This is a genomic window from Castellaniella sp. GW247-6E4 (genome assembly GCF_040276065.1).
GTDB lineage: Bacteria > Pseudomonadota > Gammaproteobacteria > Burkholderiales > Burkholderiaceae_B > Castellaniella.
On sequence record NZ_JBELOI010000007.1, the window covers coordinates 76,472 to 92,389 of the forward strand.

The 15,918-nt window shown below is 68.4% G+C and carries 15 protein-coding genes; 2 read left to right on the forward strand and 13 right to left on the reverse strand.

Annotation, left to right across the window (positions count from 1 at the left end):
• Position 1 precedes the first annotated feature (1 nt).
• The 6 genes from ABS761_RS10175 to ABS761_RS10200 all read right to left on the reverse strand — a co-directional run bounded on the left by ABS761_RS10175 (position 2) and on the right by ABS761_RS10200 (position 6,394).
• Entirely contained in the window at positions 2-1,639 is a 1,638-nt protein-coding gene (locus ABS761_RS10175; protein WP_350408200.1) for a (2,3-dihydroxybenzoyl)adenylate synthase, read from the reverse strand.
• Positions 1,640-1,740: 101 nt separating this feature from the next.
• Positions 1,741-2,439, reverse strand: a complete 699-nt coding sequence (locus ABS761_RS10180; RefSeq protein WP_350408201.1) for a 4'-phosphopantetheinyl transferase family protein — start codon at positions 2,437-2,439, stop codon at positions 1,741-1,743.
• Between the two features lie 8 nt (positions 2,440-2,447).
• Positions 2,448-3,254 carry an alpha/beta hydrolase gene (locus ABS761_RS10185; RefSeq protein ID WP_350408202.1) on the reverse strand — a complete coding sequence of 269 codons (807 nt, stop codon included), beginning with the start codon at positions 3,252-3,254 and terminating at the stop codon, positions 2,448-2,450.
• Positions 3,251-4,549, reverse strand: coding sequence for an ABC transporter substrate-binding protein (locus ABS761_RS10190; protein WP_350408203.1), 1,299 nt, complete (start codon positions 4,547-4,549; stop codon positions 3,251-3,253). Before ABS761_RS10190 ends, ABS761_RS10185 begins: the two co-directional genes overlap by 4 nt.
• Entirely contained in the window at positions 4,546-5,331 is a 786-nt protein-coding gene (locus ABS761_RS10195; protein WP_350408204.1) for an ABC transporter ATP-binding protein, read from the reverse strand. Before ABS761_RS10195 ends, ABS761_RS10190 begins: the two co-directional genes overlap by 4 nt.
• A gap of 7 nt (positions 5,332-5,338) precedes the next feature.
• Positions 5,339-6,394 carry a FecCD family ABC transporter permease gene (locus ABS761_RS10200; protein WP_350408205.1) on the reverse strand — a complete coding sequence of 352 codons (1,056 nt, stop codon included), beginning with the start codon at positions 6,392-6,394 and terminating at the stop codon, positions 5,339-5,341.
• Between the two features lie 118 nt (positions 6,395-6,512).
• Between ABS761_RS10200 and ABS761_RS10205 the strand changes: the two genes are divergently transcribed.
• On the forward strand, positions 6,513-7,304 hold the full coding sequence (locus tag ABS761_RS10205; RefSeq protein WP_350408206.1) for an alpha/beta hydrolase: 792 nt from the start codon (positions 6,513-6,515) through the stop codon (positions 7,302-7,304).
• Between the two features lie 21 nt (positions 7,305-7,325).
• Here the strand turns inward: ABS761_RS10205 and ABS761_RS10210 are convergent, their stop codons facing one another.
• From ABS761_RS10210 to ABS761_RS10240, 7 genes are all read right to left on the reverse strand, one after another.
• Positions 7,326-8,825 carry a M81 family metallopeptidase gene (locus ABS761_RS10210; RefSeq protein WP_350408207.1) on the reverse strand — a complete coding sequence of 500 codons (1,500 nt, stop codon included), beginning with the start codon at positions 8,823-8,825 and terminating at the stop codon, positions 7,326-7,328.
• The gene (locus ABS761_RS10215; RefSeq protein ID WP_350408208.1) at positions 8,822-10,114 is read right to left on the reverse strand and encodes a Zn-dependent hydrolase; all 1,293 of its coding nucleotides are present in this window, start codon (positions 10,112-10,114) and stop codon (positions 8,822-8,824) included. Before ABS761_RS10215 ends, ABS761_RS10210 begins: the two co-directional genes overlap by 4 nt.
• Positions 10,111-10,809, reverse strand: coding sequence for an ABC transporter ATP-binding protein (locus ABS761_RS10220; RefSeq protein WP_350408209.1), 699 nt, complete (start codon positions 10,807-10,809; stop codon positions 10,111-10,113). Before ABS761_RS10220 ends, ABS761_RS10215 begins: the two co-directional genes overlap by 4 nt.
• On the reverse strand, positions 10,806-11,585 hold the full coding sequence (locus ABS761_RS10225; RefSeq protein ID WP_350408210.1) for an ABC transporter ATP-binding protein: 780 nt from the start codon (positions 11,583-11,585) through the stop codon (positions 10,806-10,808). The genes ABS761_RS10220 and ABS761_RS10225 overlap by 4 nt, the downstream gene beginning before the upstream one ends.
• Positions 11,582-12,574: a branched-chain amino acid ABC transporter permease gene (locus ABS761_RS10230; RefSeq protein ID WP_350408327.1), complete on the reverse strand. Its 993-nt coding sequence runs from the start codon at positions 12,572-12,574 to the stop codon at positions 11,582-11,584. The genes ABS761_RS10225 and ABS761_RS10230 overlap by 4 nt, the downstream gene beginning before the upstream one ends.
• Positions 12,574-13,431, reverse strand: a complete 858-nt coding sequence (locus ABS761_RS10235) for a branched-chain amino acid ABC transporter permease (RefSeq protein WP_350408211.1) — start codon at positions 13,429-13,431, stop codon at positions 12,574-12,576. The genes ABS761_RS10230 and ABS761_RS10235 overlap by 1 nt, the downstream gene beginning before the upstream one ends.
• A 126-nt stretch (positions 13,432-13,557) precedes the next feature.
• The gene (locus tag ABS761_RS10240; protein WP_350408212.1) at positions 13,558-14,757 is read right to left on the reverse strand and encodes an ABC transporter substrate-binding protein; all 1,200 of its coding nucleotides are present in this window, start codon (positions 14,755-14,757) and stop codon (positions 13,558-13,560) included.
• Positions 14,758-15,097: 340 nt separating this feature from the next.
• On the opposite strand from ABS761_RS10240, the gene ABS761_RS10245 reads away from it, so the two are divergent.
• Positions 15,098-15,856 carry a FadR/GntR family transcriptional regulator gene (locus ABS761_RS10245; RefSeq protein ID WP_502881411.1) on the forward strand — a complete coding sequence of 253 codons (759 nt, stop codon included), beginning with the start codon at positions 15,098-15,100 and terminating at the stop codon, positions 15,854-15,856.
• Positions 15,857-15,918 lie beyond the last annotated feature (62 nt).

Sequence of the window (15,918 nt, forward strand, 5' to 3'; positions counted from 1 at the left end):
GTCATTCTCCTGATGTGTCCTGCCGCGCCAGCAACTGGGCCCGCAGCTCGGCACGCAAGGCCTTGCGGCTGATCTTCAGGGCGGCGGTCGAGGCGAAGCGTTCAACGAACACGACCTGGTCTGGGACCTTGAAGTCCGCCACGCCGCGCTCCCGGATCCATTGCTTGAGCGCCGCCGGGCGCGGTTTGTCGCCCTTGGGGATGATGAAGGCGCAACTGCGCTCGCCCAGATACTCGTCGGGCACCGACACTACGGCGGCGTCATAGACCTGGGGGTGCGACAGCAGATGGTCTTCGATCTCTTCCGCGGAGATCTTTTCTCCTGCCCGGTTGATGTGGTCGCCCGCGCGGCCCTGGACCTCGAGGTAGCCTTCTGGCGTCATGCGCACCACATCGCCGGTGCGGTAGTAGCCGTCCGCGGTGAACGCACGTGCGTTGGCGGACGGGTTGTCGTGGTAGGCGCGGATCGTGTAGGGGCCGCGCGTGAGCAGGTGCCCGGCCTGGCCCGGAGGGACCGGCTGGCCCGCGTCGTCCAGGATCAGGATCTCGTCGTCGGGGCTGATCGGGCGGCCCTGCGTGTGGATGATGAGGTCGTCGGGATCGTCCAGGCGTGTGTAGTTGACCAGCCCCTCGGCCATGCCGAAGACCTGCTGCAGGGTCGCGCCCAGCACCGGGCGCACGCGGCGGGCAACTTCGGTCGAGAGCTTGGCCCCACCGACCTGGATGGTTTGCAGGCTGCTCAGGTCGTGGGGTGTGTTGGGCGCCAGGTCCAGCCATTGCAGCAGCAGCGGAGGCACCAGGCTGGTGACCGTCACGCCCTCGCGCGCGATCAGCACAAAGGCCGACTCCGGATCGGGCGAGGGGCTGAGTACGACCCGTCCGCCGGCGTACAGCGTGCCGAGGAAGCCTGGCGAGCTCATAGGGAAATTGTGCGCGATCGGCAAGGCGCCGAGAAAGACCGTGTCCGGCCCCAGGCCGCAGATTCGCGCCGATTCGCGCAGGGTGTAGATGTAGTCGTCGTGGGTGCGCGGGATCAGTTTGGACAAACCAGTGCTGCCGCCCGAAATCTGCAGAAAAGCGACGTCCGGTCCCTGCGACACGGTGGCTGGAGTCGCGGTGCCATCGGTCGCGTACAGGGGTTCCAGGGCCGTGTGCCCTCCGGCTTCGCCGACAATCCAGGCGCGCTCGACCCAGGGGCAGCGCGCGCGCAGTTCGCGCGCCAGCACGCGGTAGTCACAGCTCCCGTGGGTCGCGGCGGCCACGTAGGCGCGCGCCACCGAGCCCCTGGCGAAATGCTCGATTTCCGCGATGCGATGGGCGGGCAAGGCGTAGACCGGGATCAGGCCGGCGCGAAACAGGCCCATCACCACGCCGATGAAATCGGGGATGTTGGGCAGGTGCACTAGGACGCGGTCGCCGCGCTGCAAGCCGGCTTGCAAAAAACCAGCGGCCAGGGCCGACGCTCTGCGGTCCAGTTCGGCGTAGCTCCAGCGCTGGTCGCCGCCGGTGACCGCGACCCGGTCCGGATGCGCCGTGGCGCGCTCGCGCAGCCACGCGCCAAAGGTTTCGTTGCGCCAGTGGCCGGCGGCGCGATAGCGCTCGGCGAATTCGGCGGGCCATGTCTGGGCTGGCGCATGCATCTAGGGAATGAATTTAATCATGATAATGAGAATGATTATATTCTAAGAGTATAGAAATTTTCCTTGCGCCAGTCCATCCTGAAATCGGGTTCAGCTTCCGTTCAGGCCCGTATTCCGGGGCTCTCCAGCCAGTCGTCCAGGTTCAGCCGCAGCAGGCGCCAGGCCGGCGGCGCGGCGGCCGCCGGCAGGCACAGGGCGGCGCAGTGCAGCGGCGATTGCCATAGCACGCGGACGTGCAGGCCCTCGGCCTGTGGTGCTCCGCCAACCCGGCGCCAGCCACCGACCGCCGTCGCCAGCCGCAGGCGACCCGGCTCGAGGGCGAGGCCCAGGCCGCAGGTCTTGAGGACGGCTTCGCGGCAGACCCACTCGACACAGAAAGCCCGCGGCGCAACCAGTGCCCCGGCGGTGCCGGCGGGTTCGCCGGTCACCCGCAGCAGCAGCGCCTCGTCGACGGTGTCGGGACAGGTTTCCACGTCCACGCCCAGCGGATGCGGGCCGAGGGCGACGAGCACCTGGGATCCGCTGTGGGCAATGTTGAAATGCCACTGGGGCGGGCTGTGCGCCAGCGCCGGCTTGCCGTGCGGGCCGGCGACCAAGCGCACCTCGGCCGGCGCCAGGCCCAGGCGCGTGGCCAGCAAGCGCCGCGCCAGCGCGCGCCCGGCCAGGCTGCGCAGGCGGTCCGCCGGCTGGTGCAGGCGGGCGATCCATTGCCATTCCTCGGGCGGCAGGTCGTGGCGCAGGCGCCGTGCCTGGCCGGCGTCCGGCAGGCCGTGCGAGGCGATGACCAAGGTCTCGATCATGGCGGTTATCAGGATGCCGCCAGCGCGATGGCGCGCCGGGCCGATGCGGACAGGGCCTCGCCGTGACCGATGCCCTCCAGTGGTTCCAGCCGGCAGTCCAGGCCGCGGATGTCGGCCAGGCGCCGGCCCAGCGCCCGCAGGGCCGGCAACGTGGGCACGCCGCCCCTTCTGCGGGCCTGCGGCGCCGCGGGGTCGCGAGGTTGCGGGTGCCATGCCTCATGGGTGCCGGCCATCAGCGTGAGGCGCAGCGGGCGCGTCGGCGGTGCTGCCCGCAGATTGTCGAGCAGGTCGCCGATGAGGCCCTTGCGCCACCACAAGGAGGGGCTGGCGCCGATCGTATGCGCAAAGGCGCCGGGCCGGCTCGCCAGCGCGTACAGCGCGCACAGGCCACCGTAAGAGTGGCCGTAGAGACTCGTGCGACTGCCGTCGATGACGATTTGCGCGCGCGCCCAGTCCATCATCGGGCCCAGCAGTTCGTCCAGGAAAGCGTCGGCGCCTCCGCACTGCCAGCGGGGCACGCGCGGGTCGGGCCAGCGCCCGCCGTCCGGCGCGGGCGGTGTGTAGTCCAGGGCGCGGCCCGCGAGTGTCTGTTCCTTGCCCGGGTCGTGGCCGGGGATCAGCACGGCGCAGCGGGCCAGGGCGTCCGGCGCGGGCGCCAGCGGCCAGACCCAGTCGCCGTCCAGCAGGACCAGGAGGGGCCAGCCGGCGGGCGGCGGCGGGCCGTCCGGAGCGTACAGGCGCAGACGCCGCGCCGGCCGCCTCCCGGCCGCATCCGCCGCCAGGAGGGTGCTCAGCGGGCGCCCCGGCATGCTCATGGCCGGGGCTGCAGGTTCACGAGGTAGGTGCCCCGCAAGGGCACGGCGAGAAACTGGGTGTTGATGGCACGCAGCGTGGCGGCCGGATCGATGTCGGCGAACCGGTCCGGGTGGATCCAGTGCGCGAGCGCCTCGATGAACACCACGTGCAGGGGGGAGTCGTTGAAGGCATGCCAGATGCCGTGACTGTTGCCCGAGCGTACGGCCGGCAGGGCATCGAGATGGTTGCCCTCGATCACGCGTCGCAGGCTGGCGCGCGCCGTGGCGTCGTCCACGCCGGCGCCGATGGCCAGGCCCTTGGCCATGCGCGAGCCCGTGCCCGTGGCCACGTAGACCCGCGGCGCGCGCGAGTTGATGTATTCGAAGTTCAGCTTGCCCGTCGCCGTTTTCAGGATGTCGGCACCGATGTTGTGGCCGCCCGCGTAGCGGATCATTTCATTGAAGGTCCCCACGCCCGGCGAATTGCAGCAGTCAGTGCTGCCCGCGTGCGCGTGGACGAAGACCGGCGGGCGGTCGGCGTCGGCGAGGCCGTCCAGCCGCCGCGCGACGGTCCCCAGGTGCTCTTCGTAAAAGTGGATGAACGCCTCGGCACGCTCCTCGTGGCCGATCGCCCGGCCCAGCGCCCGCAGGCTGGGGATGGTGTTCTCCATGGGCCGCATGAAAAAGTCGATCACGATCACGGGGATGCCGGCCGTCTCCAGGCGGCCGATGAGCGGCGACTCGGCGGCCGCCTGGCCCGGCGCCAGGCCGGCGAACGACGCGGTCATGACCACGAGGTCCGGGCGCAGCGCCAGCGTGCTTTCCACCGAGAACGAATCGGCCCGGTGACGCCCCACCACTGGCACTTGGGCCAAGCTGGGAAACCGCGCGAGCGCCGCCTCATAGTCCGGCTCGAAAGAGGTCTTGAACTCGTCGGACCAGCCCGCCAGGATCGCCGCTGGATCCGGTGTCAGCAGCGACAGGACCTGAAAGTGCCGGGCCTGGGCGAGGACCACGCGCTGCGCGGGTCCCGGCAGGGAAACCTGCCGGCCGAGGATGTCGGTGACCTCGATGGCGGCCGCCGCGGCCGGCGGCGCGAACATCGCTGCGCCGGCCAGCAGCGCCGACAACAGCAGCGCCGGCAGCGCGGTGCGCAGGCGTGCGAGGCGTTGCCCGGGCTGGGCTCGCGGCGAGGGGGCGACCATGGGGGCGGCGGGGCAAGGAGTCGAGGGATGGGGACGCATGGATTGATGGCGGTCGGGCGGCGGTCCCGGGCGCAGCGCCCGGGGCGGAATCGAGGTCGGGCTGAGGGTCATGAGGTCGGCGCGCACAGTCCGTCGATGAGAATGTGGGCCAGCCCCCGCGAGCAGGTCTCGACCCGGGCCGACACCTCATAGACCCGGGCCAGCGATTCCGGCGTGATGACCTCGTGTGGCCTGCCGTGGCCGGCCAGCTCGCCGGCGCGGATCAGCAGCGCCTCGTCGCTGCGCTGCAGGGCGATATTCAGATCGTGCAGCACGATCAACGTGGTCAGGTGGTGCTCGCGCGTTTCCTGGGTAAGCAGATCCATCACGTGGCACTGGTAGTTCAGATCCAGGGCCGAGAGCGGTTCGTCGAGCAGCAGCAGTCGCGGCTTGCGGATCAGGGCCTGGGCCAGGCCCACCAGCTGCTTCTGCCCGCCCGAGAGCTGGTCCAGGTAGTGCATGGCGAGGTGCTCGATGCCCAGGCGGCGCAGCACGTCCAGGATGCGTTGGGGATCGACGGCCTGGGCTTGCGGGTCCAGGTCGGAGGCGCGCGCGGCGACCAGGACGGACTCGAACACTCTCAGGTGGACCGCCGCCGGCAGAGACTGCGGCAGATAGACCACGCGCTGCGCCCGCCGCTCGAAGGACAGGCGCGTGAGGTCCTGCCCGTCCAGCATCACCTGTCCGTGCGCGGCCTTCAGCAGGCCGGCCAGGGCCTTGAGCAATGTGGATTTGCCGCTGCCGTTGGGGCCCAGCAGCGACACCACCCGGCCGGGCATCAGCGGGCCGGCCGACAGGTTCCGGATGATGGGGCGGCGGCCGTAGGCCACCGACAGGTCCTGGATCTGGAACACAGCGGCCCTACCTCATCTGGCGGCGCAGCACCACCGCCAGGAAAAACGGCACGCCCACCAGCGAGGTGACGATGCCGACAGGGATGATGATGCCGGGCACGATGTTCTTGGAGGCAATGGAGGCCAGCGACAGGATGGTGCCGCCCACCAGGGCGCTGCCCGGCAGGTAGAAGCGATGATCCTCGCCGAACAGGCGGCGTGCGATGTGCGGTGCGATCAGGCCGATGAAGCCGATCGTGCCCACGAAGGACACCGCCAGCGCCGCCAGCAGGCTGATGCGCACCAGGGCCGTGAGGCGCAGGCGCGGCACGTCGATGCCGAAACTCGCCGCCCGGTCCTCGCCCAGGCGCAGCGCCGTCAGTTTCCAGGTGTCGCGCAGCGACAGCGGCAGCAGGATGGCGAACGCCAGCAGCATGATGCCGACCTTGGGCCAGGACGAGCGCGCCAGGCTGCCCATGGTCCAGAACACCAGGCCCTGCAGGGCTTCGGCGCTGGCGACGAACTGGACCAGCGACACGGCGGCGTTGAACGAGAACACCAGCGCGATGCCAAACAGCACCAGCCCTGCCGTGCTCATCGAGCCCCAGCGCGCCACCGCATCCAGCAGCAGGGCGGACACCAGGGCGAAGACGAACGCGTTGGCCGCGATGGCCCAGGATTGCGGCACTCCCGGCAGCGACAGTCCGAGGACGATGGCCAGCGACGCGCCGAAGGCGGCCGCCGACGAGATTCCGAGCGTAAAGGGACTGGCCAGCGGATTGTTCAGGATGGTCTGCATCTCGGCGCCGGCCAGTCCCAGGGCCAGTCCGATGGCGACGGCCATCAGCGCATATGGCAGGCGGATGTCCCAGACGATCACTCGAGTGGTCGGATCGGCTTGCGCGGGGTGGAACAGCGCATGGCTGAGCTCCGCCCAGCCCAGGCCCGAGGGACCGAGCATGAAGTCCGCCAGGATCGATACCAAGATCACGGCGCCCAGCGCCGCGACCAGCAGCCAGCGGCGGCGCAGCATGTGCCGGTAGTGGAGCAGGGCTGGGGCGGCGGGCGTCAGGGAGGAGTCCATGCCAAGGGGGCGACGGGCCGCGCATGCGTGGGCATGCTCGGGCCATGAAAAGAATGAGAACCGTTTACAGCATGGAAAGTATAGTGGATCATGGGGTCTTCCGTCCCGGACGTCATCCATGCCCGCTGCGCCCACGCCCTTCATGTTGCCTCTGGCCGACGGTCGCGCCTGCGCGGTGCGGATTGCCGCGCCGTCCCGGCCCCCGCCCGCGGCGGGCTGGTCCTGCGCCTATGTGCTGGATGCGCATCAATTCGACATGATGTGCGCCGACCCGTCCGGCCTGCCGGGGGTGCTCGTCGGCGTTGCGCCGGGCGCGCCCGCGGACCGGGTATGGGACTATACCCCCCGGCGTCGCGGACGCACGCCGCCGCCTGGCGTCGCCGGCCACGCCGCGCACTGGTGGCGAGCCCTGGAGCGCGTGCGCGGCCGCGTGGCGCAGGAGGGGTATCGCCTCGATGACCGGCGGCGGGTGTTCTGCGGCCATTCCCTGGGCGCCTTGTTCGGTCTGTATGCCATGACGCACCGGCCCGACGCGTTCGACGGCTATGTACTGTCCAGTCCCTCGGTCTGGTGGGGCGATCGCCATGTGGTCCGCCTGCTGCGCCGGCGGCGGGACTGGCTGTGCGCCAGCGGCGTGCCCGCGCTGGGCGTCTTTCTCACGGTGGGCGAGCATGAACAGGGGCTGGGGCCGGACGATGCGGATGCGGACCCGGAGGAACAGGTGCGGCGCCTGGCCATGCGGCGCGCGCGCGGCATGGTGGACGGCGCGCGGGATCTGGCGGCGGAGTTCGCGCGCTGTCCGGGCCTGCGCCTGCACAGCGCCCTCCTGCCAGGGCGCGGCCACCGCACGGCGTCGCGCGACGCTCTGCTGCCGGGATGGCGTTGGCTGTTGGCGGGCCAGCACGGCTGAGGGCTGGATGCTGGACGCCTCTCAGCCCGCGTAGTCCGTCATGCCGGGTCCGGCGTCCTCCAGGGGGTACAGCGGTCGCGCCCGGCGCTTGAACGGGAACAACGACCAGTCCGAGCTGGTGGCACCAGGGCTGTCGCATTCGACCAGCCCGGCCGAGATCGGCACGAACACCGGGCGGCAATACATGCGGGATTTCAACAGTAGAAAGCGCGCCTCGCGCGGATCCTGGCCCAGGCTCTCGAAGACCCCGAGATCCCAGGGCTCGTGCGTGCGCTCGGTCAGCACCAGGCGCGCGGCGCCGATGTCCAGCACGGCGCTGCGCCCCATGCAGGCGCGCTGGCCGGTGTAGGTGGGCCCGGTGATGGTGTACCAGCCGTCGCTGAGCGCCAGCACGGTGCCCTGCAAGGCCATGGGCCGCGCTTGGCGGCCGATGCGCTCTAGAGACTGCTTGTTGCCGACCGGCAGGGCCACGGCGGCTCCCACCCCGGCCTGGTGCAGGGCGTCGACCGCCCGAGGGTCGCAGTACAGCCCCGCCAGAATGCCTTCGAGGCCCAGATCCAGGGCGGCCGAGAGCACATCCATGGTGTCGCACGTCCCGCCGGACATGCAGTTGTCGCCGTGGTCCAGCAGCATCACCGGCCGGGTGGCGGCGCGCGCCATGTCCTGCGCGCGCGCCAGGGATTCGGCGAGCGGCTCGCGGTCATAGCAAAACCCCGCCCGCTTGCCCCAGATGCCCTCGGCCAGCGCGTCCGCCGCCCGTTGTGCCGCGTTGCGATCGCCGTCGGCGACGGTCACCACGCTCAAGCACGGGAAGGCGATGTCGGCCAGGCCGAACCCGGGCAGCACCGAGGCGGCCAGCAGGCCGCTGGACTCGGCCGCGCGGGCCGCCTCGACCGCCGCGCGCATGGCCGGCGTATCGGTGGCGCTGCGCAGCGTATGGCTGACCAGCGGCAGCCGGCGCCAGGCGACGACCGGCCGCGAGTTGCCGGCGAGCATGTCGAACAACAGGCGTCCGGCATGCGCGCCCGTCTCGTACATGTCGATGTGCGGATAGGTCTTGAAACTGACGATTACATCGGCGTGATCGATCATTTTCTGCGTGACGTTGCCGTGCAGGTCCAGCGCCACCGCGATGGGCACGCCGGGCAGGCGCGCGCGCAGGCGTTCCAGCAAATCGCCTTCGCCGTCGTCGGTGGTCTCGGCCACCATGGCGCCGTGCAGGTCCAGCAGCAGCGCGTCGCATCCGGGGGCCGCATCGACGATGGTGTCGCAGATGTGCCGATAGGCCTCGCCGTCGACGGGGCCGCTGGGATAGGCCGAGGCATCGATGGGCGTGACCATGTCCGCCCCGTGTTGCTGCGCCAGGTCGATGAAGGCCGCCATCGCGGTGCGCTTGCCCAGATTGGCTGCCAGGGCGTCGGCGCCATATACCGGCCCCTGTGGGCCGAAAGCGGACAGAGGCGTGGCGACGGGCGAGAACGTATTGGTTTCATGATTCGTGCGGGCGATCAGAACTTTCATGAGGCACTCCTGTCGATGGCGCCCACGCCCGCGATGCGCAGCATGGCGTGCAGCAGTACGTTACAGCCCGCCTCCAGATGGTCGGGCTGCGCGTCCTCCACCTCGTTGTGGCTGATGCCGTTCTTGCACGGCACGAAGATCATGGCGGAGGGCGCCACGCGAGCCAGATACACCGCGTCGTGGCCAGCGCCGCTGATGACCGGCATGACGCTGTAGGACAGGCGCTCGGCGTATTCCCCGACCAGTCCGACCAGCTCGGGATCGAAGGCCTGCGGCGGGAAGTACACCACCGGTTCGAGGGACACACTCAGGCCGCCACCCTCGCCGAGCTCGGAGCAGGCCTGCGCCAGGGCCTGATCCATGGCGTCCAGCACCTGGTCGTCGGCCGCGCGCAGGTCCACCGTCAGGCGTACGCGGCCAGGGATGACGTTGCGCGAATTCGGAAAGCTGTCGATCCATCCCACGGTGCCGCGGCCGTGCGGCGCGTGGCGCAGCGCGATGTCGTTGACCGACTGGATGAGCCGCGCGGCGGCCAGCAGGGCGTCCCGGCGCATTGCCATGGGCGTCGGGCCGGCATGGGCCTCTTGGCCCTGGATGATGACGTCGTACCAGCGCTGGCCCAGCGCGCCCTGCACGGCGCCGATCACCGTGTCGTGGGCCTCCAGTACCGGGCCCTGCTCGATGTGCGCCTCGAAGTAGGCGCGCACCGGCACCGGGCCGTCGGGCTGTCGGCCGGCATAGCCGATGCGATCCAAGGCCTCGGCCACCGATACACCCTCGCGGTCGCGCTGCGCCAAGGCGTGCTCGAGCGTGAAGGCGCCCGCAAAGACGCCGGACCCCATCATGACGGGCACGAAGCGCGAGCCTTCCTCGTTGGTCCAGGCCACGACTTCTAGGGGCGCCTCGGTCCGGATGCCGCGCTCGTTCAGGGTGCGCAGCACCTCGATGCCTGCCAGCACGCCGTAGTTGCCGTCGAACTTGCCGCCGGTGGGCTGGGTGTCGATGTGGCTGCCCGCCATGACGGGGGGCAGATCGTCGCGCGTGCCGGCGCGGCGCATGAAAAGATTGCCGATGGCGTCGACCCGGACCGTGCAGCCCAGCTCTGTGGCCCACCGGCGCACCAGGTCGCGCCCCTGGCCGTCCAGGTCCGTCAGCGCCAGGCGGCAGACTCCGCCCTTCTCGGTGGCGCCGATCCGGGCGAGTTGCATCAGCGAGGCCCACAAACGGTCGCCGTCGATGCGCAACCCGGAAATGTCCGGTTCAGAGCGTTCATTCAGTCTTGCGGTCATACATTGACTCCCAGATAGCGGTCCTTGACCGCATGATCGGCCCGGAATTCATCGTTCGAGCCTGAGTAGACGATTTGCCCCTGTTCCAGGATGAAGTGGCGGTCGGCGAGCTGGGTGCAGACCTCGAGGTTCTGCTCGACCAGCAGGATCGAGACGCCCGATTGCCGGATCTGCTTGATCTGCGCCACGATCTCCTCGACGATGACCGGCGCCAGGCCCTCGACGGGTTCGTCGAGCATCAGCAGGCGCGGATGGTTCATCAGCGCGCGCCCGATCGCGAGCATTTGCTGCTCGCCGCCCGACAACTGGCCGCCGCCGTTGCCGCGGCGCTCTTTCAGGCGCGGAAAGATGCGATAGACGTCGTCCAACTGCCAGGGCGAGTCGCGCCGCAGGCCCAGATTGAGGTTTTCCTCGACGGTCAGGAGCTTGAAGATGCCGCGGTTCTCGGGCACCAGGCAGATGCCGCGCCCCGCGACGCGGTGCGCGGGCAGGCCGGCGATCTCCTGGCCCTGGAAGACGATCGAGCCGGGGCGCGGCGCAATCAGGCCGGCGATGGTCTTGAGCGTGGTCGACTTGCCGGCGCCGTTGCGGCCCAGCAGCGTGGCCACGCCGCCTTCCGGGACGTCCAGCGACACGCCCTGCAGGATGTGGCTCTTGCCGTAATAGCTGTGAATTTCCTTGACGGACAGGGTCATGCCGCGCCTCCGGTGATCATATTGCCCAAGTAGGCGCTGCGCACGCGCGCGTCATTGCGGATCTCGTCGGGCTTGCCCTCGACCAGCACCTGGCCTTGCTGCATGACGGTGATGGTGTCCGAGATGTCCATGACGATGCCCATGTTGTGCTCGATCAGCACGACCGTGTGATCGCCGCGCAGCCCGTAGATCAGTGCCTTCATGGCGTCGATGTCGTCGACGCCCATGCCCGAGGTGGGCTCGTCCAGAAAGATCGCCTTGGGCCGCGCGGCCAGGGCCATGCCGACCTCGAGGCGGCGCTGCTGGCCGTGCGATAGCGTGCCCGCGGCAAGATGGTCCACGCGGCCCAGGCCCATGCGCTCGAGGATCTCGTCGATCGCCTCGCGGCGCGCGCGCGCGCCGGTCGGCGGCCACCAGCCGTCCGCGGCCCCGAGCCGGTGCACGCCCTGCGCGGCCAGTCGCAGGTTCTCGCGTACGTCCAGCGAGGGAAAGAGGCTGGTCACCTGAAAAGAACGTGCAATGCCGTGGCGCACGCGCTGGTGGTCGGCCAGCGCGGTGACGTCCACCCCGTCGAACTCGATGGTGCCGGTGGTGGCCGGCAAGGTGCCGGTCAAGGTATGGAACAGCGTGGTCTTGCCCGCACCGTTGGGGCCGATGACCGAGTGGATGGTGTTGCGCGCCACCAACAGGTTCACGTCCTGCACGGCGGTGAACTTGCCAAAGCGCTTGGTGACGCCGCGCGCGCGCAGAATTGGATGAGCGGATGGGGCGGTCATGGGAGCTGCTCCGGTTGGGTGGCGTCGGGCGCGGCGCGGCGGCGTTTGCGCAGCAGGTGCCAGAGGCTTTCGAGCACGCCCCACAGGCCGCGCTGCATGTACAGGCTGACGAGCATGAGCAGCACGCCCAGCAACAGCAGCCAGCGCGGCCAGACGAACGAGAGCCAGTCCGCCGACAGCACATAAAAGCCCGCGCCCAGCAGCGAGGCGAACAGATTGGATGTGCCGCCGATGATGGTCATCACCAGGATCATTTCGCTGCTGTGGTATTCGATGCTCGAGAGCGGCGCGATGCCGGCCATCATGGCCAGCAGGCCGCCGGCCAGCGCGGTGACGCCGCCCGAGAGCGCGAAGACCGCCAGCTTCAGGCCGTGCACGTCGTAGCCGACGGCGGCCGCGCGCGTCTCGTTGTCGCGGATGGCGAGCAGGGTGCGGCCGAACACCGAGGCGGTGATCCGTTGCAGCAGCCAGAACGCCAGCAGGAAGCACAGCGCCACAAAGCGATAGAACTGCCATGGGGAATCGAGTGACAGGAGCTCCACCCCCAGGATCGACAGCGGTGGGCGCGGCACGCCCAACAGGCCGTTGTCGCCGCCCGTCAGGTCGGTCATGGTGTAGGCCAGGAAGTAGAACATCTGTGCCATCGCCAGGGTCAGCAGCGCGAAATACACATTGCGCTGCCGGATGGCGAGCCAGCCCACGAAGACCGCGCTGACCACGCCGGCCAGTATGGTCAGGGGCAGCGTCAGGGCCAGCGGCAGGTCCAACCGCACCAGCAGGATCCCCAAGGTGTAGCTGCCCACGCCAAAGAATATCCCCTGGCCGAACGAGAGCAGGCCCGTGAAGCCCAGCAGCAGATTGCAGCCCAGCACGGCCAGCGCATAGATCAGCACTTCTGAGGCCAGCGAACCCGATTCGATGAACACGGGCATGAGCAGCACGACGGCCAGGGCCATCAACAATTGATGATTGTCCTTGATCGCTTGCATCATCCTCTCCCGAGCAGTCCGTGCGGACGCAGCAGCAGCACCGCGCCCATGGCCACGTAGATCATGAGCTGTGCGCCCTGGGGCCACAGCGTGCTCATCAGGCTTTGCACGATACCGATCAGCAGGCCGCCCACCAGCGCGCCCGAGAACCTACCCATGCCGCCGACGACCACGACCACAAAGGCGATGGCCAGGGCCTCCAGGCCCATGAACGGCTCGGCGCCGCGGATAGGCGCAGCCAGCACACCGGCCAGCGCGGCGGTGGCGACCCCCAAGCCGAAGGTCAGGCTGAAGATCTGCGTCACGTTGATGCCCAGCAGCGATACCATGTCGGTGGACTCGCTGCCGGCGCGCACGGCGCTGCCCAGCCGGGTGCCCTCCAGCAGCCACCACAGCGCGGCGGCGAACACGGCGGTGAACAGGATCACGAACAGCCGGTACTTGGGATAGATGAAGCTGCCCCACATGACCACGCCCTTGAGCATGTCGGGCGGCGCCACGTTCTCGCCGATCGGACCCCAGACCATGATGACGCCTTCCTGGATGATCAGGGCCAGCCCGACGGTGAGGAGGATGTGGAATTCATGCGCCTTGTCGTAGACATGGCGCAGAACGACGCGCTCGAGGGTCCAGCCTACGAAGCCCACCAGAAAAGGCACGACGGCCAGCGCCACCCAGAAGTCCAGGCCCCATTCGACGGCCTGGTAGCAGAAATAGGCGCCCAGCAGGTAGAACGCACCGTGGGCGAAGTTGACGAATCGCAGCAGGCCAAAGATGATCGACATCCCCACCGCCAGTAGGAAGTAGAGCATGCCGATGCCGATGCCGTTGACGACTTGCAGCAGATAAACGTTCATGAAGGCCTTTGTCGAACGGGATGCGGGAGGTGGTCCGGGCCGCGGCCCCGTCATCCGGTTGAGGTCGGCCCGCCAGCGTCCGAGTCCGGGGCCGGCGGGCGGGTTTGAGCCTGGTGTGCGGTCCGACTAGAGCTTGCAGCCCGCCTGTTCCGGCGACAGGAAGGACTGGCCGCTGCTGATGATGTCGGCGTAGTCGTCCTTGTCCTTCATGGCGGACTTGGCCTTGGCCTTGAGCAGGTAATAGTTCTTCAATACCTGGTGGTCCGCGGCGCGGATGGTCTCGGGGCCGGTCAGACCGTCGTACTGCATGCCTTCCATGGCCTTGATGACCTGTGCGGGCTCCGCGCTGCCCGCCTTGGCGATGGCGTCCAGCATGATCCGGGTGCAGGTATACGAGCCCGCCAGGCTGTAGTTGGGGTTGTACTTAAGCTTGTCCTGGCACAGCTTGACCAGCGCGTGATTGGCGGCGCTGTCGATGCCGTGCCAATATTGGGCGCCGAAGTAGACCCCCTCGCAGGTGTCGGCGCCCAGCCCCTCGAACTGCTCCAGCCCCGACGCCCAGGCCACCAGGATGACAGTGTTCTGCTTCATGCCGAAGCTGACCGCCTGGCGCAGCGTGTCGGAGGATTGCGAGCCGAAATTCAAGAGCAGCAGCACGTCGGGCTTGGCGGCCATGGCGTTGGTCAGGTAGCCGCTGAATTCCTTTTCCGTCAGGGAGTGGTAGCTGTTGCCGACGTGCTCGAGACCCTTTTCCTTGAAGATCGTTTTGGCGGCATCCAGCAGCCCATCGCCAAAGACATACTGCGGCGTGATGGTGTACCAGCGCTTGGCATTGGGATAGAGGTCGATCAGCGGACGCACCGTCTGGTTGATGGCGCCGAAGGTGGGGACCGACCAGCGGAACGTGGCGCGGTTGCAGTCCTTGCCGGTGATTTCGTCGGCACCCGCGGTGGTGATGAACACACCGCCCAGGCGCTCGATCTCTTTGCCCATGGCCAGCGATTCGGACGACAGGATGCCGCCCGCGAAGAACCGGGCATTGCGCTGCTGGACCGCCTCTTGCACCTTGCGCACGGCGGTGGCGGGCTTGCCCTCGGTGTCCAGTGCGGTATAGGCCAGGGGCTTGCCCAGGACCTTGCCGTATTCCTCCAGCGCTACCTTCATGCCGATGTCGGCGAACTTGCCGTTGGCGGCGAACGCGCCTGAAATCGGGACTGGACAGCCGAACTGGATGGCGTCGGACTGGGCCATGGCGGCGCGCGCCGAAAGCAGGGATCCCGGAAGGGTGCTCAGCGCTGTCAATTTGAGTATGTCGCGGCGATTCACGTGGTGTCTCCTGGCCGCCGGGGGCGGCGTGTTGATAGGTGGGGGCCTTTGCCTTGAAGATCCGGTCTGCGCCGGTGCCCTTGTAGATAATCCTATTTATCATGATAAATAGGATTGTGGGTATAATGAATTTTCGGGATTTTCGTGTCAAGCGGATTCGACTCAGGTGAAACCCGAAGACGCCTTTCGCCGCCGATGTGCGGGACGGGATGGACGTTGGATGGGGTCGATCAGGAGCAAAGAATTGTTGAACGTTACACGAGGCAAGTCGCGGGCCGCGGTGCGCAGCTCGGCGCAGCCCAAGCGCAGCGATCTGGTCGCTGAGGAAATCAAGCGCCTCATGACGGCGAAAAACCTGCTGCCCGGTGATCGCCTGCCGCGTGAAACCGAGCTGCAAGAGATGTTCAACGTCAGCAAGAGCACGGTGCGCGAGGCCTTGAAGTCCCTGGAGGTCCAGGGCCTGATTCGAGTGACCACCGGGCCCAGCGGCGGCGGCATGGCGGTCGAGGTGCCGCTGGACCGCGCATTCCAGCTCATGCAGAACTACTTGTTCTTCAAGGAAGTCTCGATCGACGACATCTATCAGGCGCGCAAGCTGCTCGAGCCCGAACTCGCCGCCAGCGCCGTGCCGCACCTGACCGAGGCGCAATTCGATGCGCTCGAGCGCAACATCGACGAATGCGATCCCCTGCGCGATCCCGAGGCCGATCAGTTCTCGCAACGCCAAGAGGACATGACCTTTCACGACATTCTGGCGGCGGCCAGCCCGAACCCGTTCCTGCGGTTCGTGTGCGAGATGATCAATCAGATGCTGCGCCAGTTGACGGTCTACGACAACCAGATGCCGATGCGCGAACAACAGCATTTCGGCGCCAACAACGTCGAGTTCCACCGGCGGCTGGTGGCTGCCGCGCGCGCACGCGATCCCGATACGGTGCGCACCCTCATGCGCGAGCACATGCAGGATGCCCAGGTCTCGGTGCGGCGCCTGCACGGCCGGCTGCATGGGCGCCTGATCCTCGATTCCGAGATGTCGCGCCGCGCGGTGGCCGCGCGCGCCCGCCGGCTGGCGCGCCGGGCTGGCCGGGACGACGGGTAGCCCGGCGGCGGGCGCTGGTCCTGCGCGCTCCGTGGTTCATGGGTAATTTCAATAATAAATGA

Coding starts and splice junctions, on each gene's coding strand:
- ABS761_RS10175 (WP_350408200.1), bottom strand. CDS start 1,639: ATGCATGCGCCAGCCCAGACATGGCCCGCCGAATTCGCCGAGCGCTAT.
- ABS761_RS10180 (WP_350408201.1), bottom strand. CDS start 2,439: ATGATCGAGACCTTGGTCATCGCCTCGCACGGCCTGCCGGACGCCGGC.
- ABS761_RS10185 (WP_350408202.1), bottom strand. CDS start 3,254: ATGAGCATGCCGGGGCGCCCGCTGAGCACCCTCCTGGCGGCGGATGCG.
- ABS761_RS10190 (WP_350408203.1), bottom strand. CDS start 4,549: ATGACCCTCAGCCCGACCTCGATTCCGCCCCGGGCGCTGCGCCCGGGA.
- ABS761_RS10200 (WP_350408205.1), bottom strand. CDS start 6,394: ATGGACTCCTCCCTGACGCCCGCCGCCCCAGCCCTGCTCCACTACCGG.
- ABS761_RS10205 (WP_350408206.1), top strand. CDS start 6,513: ATGCCCGCTGCGCCCACGCCCTTCATGTTGCCTCTGGCCGACGGTCGC.
- ABS761_RS10210 (WP_350408207.1), bottom strand. CDS start 8,825: ATGAAAGTTCTGATCGCCCGCACGAATCATGAAACCAATACGTTCTCG.
- ABS761_RS10215 (WP_350408208.1), bottom strand. CDS start 10,114: ATGACCGCAAGACTGAATGAACGCTCTGAACCGGACATTTCCGGGTTG.
- ABS761_RS10220 (WP_350408209.1), bottom strand. CDS start 10,809: ATGACCCTGTCCGTCAAGGAAATTCACAGCTATTACGGCAAGAGCCAC.
- ABS761_RS10225 (WP_350408210.1), bottom strand. CDS start 11,585: ATGACCGCCCCATCCGCTCATCCAATTCTGCGCGCGCGCGGCGTCACC.
- ABS761_RS10230 (WP_350408327.1), bottom strand. CDS start 12,574: ATGCAAGCGATCAAGGACAATCATCAATTGTTGATGGCCCTGGCCGTC.
- ABS761_RS10235 (WP_350408211.1), bottom strand. CDS start 13,431: ATGAACGTTTATCTGCTGCAAGTCGTCAACGGCATCGGCATCGGCATG.
- ABS761_RS10245 (WP_502881411.1), top strand. CDS start 15,098: ATGACGGCGAAAAACCTGCTGCCCGGTGATCGCCTGCCGCGTGAAACC.